Annotated in this window: 5 protein-coding genes and 2 pseudogenes (2 of these 7 cut by a window edge); 3 read left to right on the top strand and 4 right to left on the bottom strand. The window is 70.0% G+C overall.

All coding sequences use genetic code 11. The annotated features are described in order from the left end of the window. Positions 1-92: pseudogene (locus tag E6J58_03335) on the bottom strand (hypothetical protein); it reaches 325 nt to the left of the window's first position. Beyond that, positions 1-772 (bottom strand): annotated as a pseudogene (locus tag E6J58_03330) (hypothetical protein) (it extends 41 nt beyond the left edge of the window). Before E6J58_03330 ends, E6J58_03335 begins: the two co-directional pseudogenes overlap by 133 nt. Positions 773-797: 25 nt before the next feature. After that, entirely contained in the window at positions 798-1256 is a 459-nt protein-coding gene (locus E6J58_03325; GenBank protein TMB41288.1) for a hypothetical protein, read from the bottom strand. Positions 1257-1360: 104 nt separating this feature from the next. Between E6J58_03325 and E6J58_03320 the strand changes: the two genes are divergently transcribed. Next, the gene (locus E6J58_03320; GenBank protein TMB41287.1) at positions 1361-2095 is read left to right on the top strand and encodes an ATP-binding cassette domain-containing protein; all 735 of its coding nucleotides are present in this window, start codon (positions 1361-1363) and stop codon (positions 2093-2095) included. After that, positions 2092-3507 carry an ABC transporter permease subunit gene (locus tag E6J58_03315; GenBank protein TMB41286.1) on the top strand — a complete coding sequence of 472 codons (1416 nt, stop codon included), beginning with the start codon at positions 2092-2094 and terminating at the stop codon, positions 3505-3507. The genes E6J58_03320 and E6J58_03315 overlap by 4 nt, the downstream gene beginning before the upstream one ends. Before the next feature lie 28 nt (positions 3508-3535). Here the strand turns inward: E6J58_03315 and E6J58_03310 are convergent, their stop codons facing one another. Further along, complete coding sequence (locus E6J58_03310; GenBank protein TMB41285.1) at positions 3536-3997, bottom strand: response regulator; 462 nt, start codon at positions 3995-3997, stop codon at positions 3536-3538. Positions 3998-4346: 349 nt separating this feature from the next. Between E6J58_03310 and E6J58_03305 the strand changes: the two genes are divergently transcribed. Further along, positions 4347-4554 (top strand): FAD-dependent oxidoreductase (locus tag E6J58_03305; GenBank protein ID TMB41284.1); only part of this gene is annotated, 208 nt, incomplete at its 3' end.

Below are 4554 nucleotides of genomic sequence, written 5' to 3'. Positions count from 1 at the left end.
CGAAGACCGGCGCAGGCTGGACCTGGAGCGCTGCCAGTTCCCGACGCAATCGCTCGAGCAGTGTCGCATCCTCCGCGGCCGTCCGCGGCCACCGCTCGCAAGCCAGACGCCGTTCGGCATTGGGCGCACGCCGCGCGCCGAAAAGCGCCGCCTCGATCGCCATCGTTCCCGACCCGCAGAGGGGATCCTTCAATGGCGCGGTGCCATCCCATCCCGAATACAGCACGACCGCCGCCGCGAGCGACTCGCGCAGAGGCGCCTCCACGGTGCGGACGCGATAGCCGCGGTTCGACAGCAGATCCCCGGCGAGATCGAGCGAGACCTTGCACGCGCCTTCGGCGAGGTGGGCGACGATGAGAACGTCAGGCGCTGCCGGATCGACATCGGGACGGAACCGCGCACGCGTCCGCAGGACGTCCACCACCGCGTCCTTCAGCTTCTGCTCGACGAAGTGGGTGTGCGTCAGCCCCTCGGCGCGCCCGCTCGCGGCCACAGCCAGCGTCTGGCCGCGCGCGATGAGCTCGGTCCAGGGAAGCTTCGCCGCGCCTTCGTAGAGCTCCTCCGCGTTCGTCGCCGCGAACTCGCCGACGGGCTCGAGCACGCGCAGCGCCGTGCGCAGCTGCAGGCACGCCCGCAGCGCAATCTCGCGTTCGCCGGTAAACCGCACCACGCCACGTCCGGCGCGGATGCCTTTTGCTCCGATGCCCCGCAGCTCTCCTTCGAGAGCCTCTTCCGCGCCCCGCGGACAAGTCGAGTACCAGGACTGGAACACGTCCTCACGATTATCGCAGGCGGACCTACCGGAGGTGATCGGCCGGAAGGACGCGGTGCTTCGCAGCGACGGCAGCGAGCGCCGCCAGCGTCAGCTTCATCACCGGCAGGTGGCGAAACTCCGAGCCGAGCAGCTCGATGACCAGCTCCGGATCTTCGTTGTGCAGCGCCTGCAGCGCGAGGGCGATCTCTCCCGGATCCTGCAAGCCCTGCTTCATCAGGCCTGGAGCCGTCAGATCCGTATAGCGGGCGCGCGCCTGCAGGAGCTCGGCCAAGGCGAGCCGCTGCGGGCGGGAGAGGAATCCCAACGCTTCTCGCGCCACCTCCAGGAACTTCACCGGATGGAGGTCGCGAGTGAGACGTTCGAACTGCGCCAGCGCCTGCGTGCCGTCGATGGAGTCGTGATCGCCCCGCTCCACCGCATTCAGCAGGCGCACCACGTCGCTCCCGAGCGTCTCGCCCAGCGCATGCTTGATGCTTTCCATTTCCAGTCCTCCGCTGCGAAGGTGCGCCCGTCCGGCGCGTGCGGCGAGGTGCCGCCGAGGCGGGGCTCGCCGGGACGGCGCGCGCACGCTACGTTCGTGCCCGCATGGCGGTCTTCGAAGCTACGGCAGTGGTGAAACGCTACGGCGGCGCGGTGGTCGTCGGACCGATCGATCTGGCGATTCCCGAGGCGACGACGACGGCGCTCATCGGACCGAGCGGCGCGGGGAAATCCACCCTGCTGCGGATGCTGAACGGGTTGATTCGACCCGATAGCGGCACCGTGCGCTTCCGGGGCCGCCCCCTGCCACCCGACGGGCTGGAGCCGATCCGGCGCCAGATCGGATACGTAGTCCAAGGTGGCGCGCTGTTCCCTCACCTCGGGGCCAACGAGAACGTCGCGCTGGTCGCGCGCTGGCTTCGGTGGGATGCGACGCGCGTCGCCGCGCGGATCGAAGAGCTCGCGGCAGTCGTCCGCCTTCCGCACGACGCGTTGCGCCGTTTTCCCCGCCAGCTCTCCGGTGGGCAGGCGCAACGGGTCAGCCTGATGCGGGCGCTGATGCTCGATCCCGAGGTCCTGCTCCTCGACGAGCCGCTCGGCGCCCTCGATCCAATGACGCGGTTCGATCTGCAGCAGGACCTGCGCGACGCCTTCGCGCGGCTGGGAAAGACAGTGGTGATGGTGACGCACGATCTCGCCGAAGCGGCCTTCCTCGCCGGCAACGCGGTCCTGCTCCGGGACGGGCGCATCGTGCAGCAGGGGCCTGTGGAGGAGCTCGCGCGCGCGCCCGCCGACGAGTTCGTCGCACGATTCGTCCAGGCGCACAGGCGGTCGCCATGATTGCGCTGGCATTGGCGGCGGCGCTGCAGATCGGGTCCAAGCAGTTCACCGAGTCGGTGATCCTCGCGGAGATCGCCGTCCAGACGCTGCGGTCCGCGGGTGTCGAAGCGGAGCACCGCCGGGAGGTGGGCGGCACGCGCGTGCTCTGGGAAGCGCTCCGAGCCCGCCAGATCGACCTCTATCCCGAGTACACGGGCACCATCGTCGAGGAGCTCCTGGAAGGAAAACGCGATCTCGCGGGCGCACTGCCCCGCCTGGGCTTGCGCGCCGGAGGCAGCCTGGGATTCGAGGACACGTACGCGATCGGCATGCGCCGGGCGGAGTCGGAGCGGCAAGGCATCCGGTCGCTGTCGGACCTGGCGCGACACCGCGAGCTCGAGATCGGGCTGACCAACGAGTTCCTCCGCCGCCGCGACGGCTGGCCGCGCCTGCGCGAGGTGTACGGCTTCTCGGACGCGCACGTGCGCGGCATGCAACACGAGCTCGCGTACCGGGCGCTGCGTTCGGGCGGCATCGCCGCCACCGACCTCTACTCGACCGACGCCGAGATCCAGGCGGGTGACCTCGTCGTGCTGGTGGACGACCGCCGCGCCTTCCCCAGGTACGACGCCGTTCTCCTGCAGCGGACCGACCTGCCCGAGGCCGCCTCGCAGGCGCTGGCGCGTCTGGAAGGCGCGATCTCGGCGCGCGAGATGGTGGCGATGAATGCGCGGGCCCTGCTCGAGCGCGTTCCCGAGGCGCAGGTCGCCTCGGACTTCCTGCGCGAGAGATTCGGCATCTCGCAGGCCGCGGCGGCAGGAAGCGCATTGCGCCGCATCGGCAAGCGCACCGTCGAGCACCTGTTTCTCGTGGCCGTTTCGCTGGCCGCCGCCATCGCATTCGCGGTGCCCCTCGGCGTGTTCGCCTGGCGGCGGCCGCGGCTGGGGCAGGCGATCCTCGCCACGGCCGGCGTCATCCAGACCATCCCTTCCCTCGCGCTGCTCGTGTTCATGATCCCGCTGCTCGGAATCGGCGCTGGCCCCGCCATCGTCGCTCTCTTCCTCTACAGCCTGCTGCCGATCCTCCGCGGGACGCACGCGGGGCTTTCCGGGATCGCGCCGGAATTGCTCGAGTCGGCGGAAGCGCTGGGGCTTCCCGCCAGCGCCGTGCTGCGGCGCATCGAGCTTCCTCTCGCGGCGCCGTCGATGCTTTCGGGGATCAAGACGGCCGCTGTGATCGACGTCGGTACCGCGACGCTGGGCGCGCTGATCGGCGCTGGCGGTTACGGCCAGTCGATCCTCACCGGCATTCGCCTCGCCGATACCGGCCTGATCCTCGAAGGCGCCATCCCGGCCGGCCTGATGGCGCTCGCCGTCCAGGCGGTGTTCGACGTGCTGGAGTGGGCGATCGTTCCCCACGGGCTGCGGGAGTGAGATTCCTCTTCTCCTTGCGACGACAATTTTACGAGCGCTTGGTGCGAGCGCGGGCGGCTCCCCGTTCACGGCCGCGGTCTGCGTTCAGAAAGGTTCTCACCGCTTCCCGCAGCTCGTCTGGAAGGCAGGGCTTCCGGAGCGCGAGGTCCGCGCCTGCCGCGAGCGCCTCTCTGTGCATGAGCTCGTCCCCGGCCGAGACGGTGACGATCGGCGTGTGCCGCGCCACGGGAGAGCTGCGCACCTCCTTGATCACGCGGATCCCGTCGACCTTGGGGAGGCAGAGGTCGAGGATGATGAGATCGAAGGGGATCCGCAGCGCGTACGCGATCGCTTCCTCGCCGTCCGCGGCGGTGACGACACCGTGCCCGGCCAGCGACAGGATTTCTGAATAGATGGCGCGTGAGTCCTCGTTGTCGTCGACGACCAGGACTCGCGTCACGGCGGTCACCCGTTGGTCGTACGTGCCTTGCTGACGTGGCCCTACGGAAATTTCTCAAGGCGTTGAAAGCGCGACGCAAAAACGTACGCGGGCGTTCATTTTCCGACGCACGGTCCCGGATTTCACTTGCAGTATGAGCGGTCACCGCGGGACCCCTATGTTGGGGCGCGGTCAAAGGAGGTCCCCCGCGGCTGCGCAAGAGAACCCGTGGTCCGTCACCTGCGCGCGGTCGCTTTTCGTGCGATGATGCGTGCGTCGCGCAGGGGGCCGGCGGCGCGGCCGGCGAGCGCGGCTCGGGCCTCTGGCGACCGGGCTTGCGGCAACGCGAGGTGAGCGCCGTGCAGCACGACGACTTTCCCAACGCGTTCCTGCCGCCCTTCGTGCGCAGCGCGACGATCCCGTGATCCGGCGGCGCGATCTGGTGAAGCTCGCCGCACTGGCCGCGCTTCCCGCGCCGGCCGCTCGCCGCTCCGGCGGTTACGACGTCGCGGTGATCGGCGCCGGCGTCTTCGGGGCCTGGACCGCCTGGCACTTGCAGCGCGCCGGCCGCCGCGTCCTCATCGTCGACGCGTACGGACCGGCCAACGCCCGCGCCAGCTCGGGCGGGG

The sequence above is a fragment of the Deltaproteobacteria bacterium genome (genome assembly GCA_005879535.1).
GTDB lineage: Bacteria > Myxococcota > Myxococcia > Myxococcales > 40CM-4-68-19 > 40CM-4-68-19.
The sequence above is the reverse complement of the archived record's forward strand: the minus strand, read 5'-3'. Positions and strand labels throughout refer to the sequence as shown.

Bases quoted from the DNA above. Each gene is read 5' to 3' on its own strand.
- E6J58_03325 (TMB41288.1), bottom strand. From the start codon at position 1,256: ATGGAAAGCATCAAGCATGCGCTGGGCGAGACGCTCGGGAGCGACGTG.
- E6J58_03320 (TMB41287.1), top strand. From the start codon at position 1,361: ATGGCGGTCTTCGAAGCTACGGCAGTGGTGAAACGCTACGGCGGCGCG.
- E6J58_03315 (TMB41286.1), top strand. From the start codon at position 2,092: ATGATTGCGCTGGCATTGGCGGCGGCGCTGCAGATCGGGTCCAAGCAG.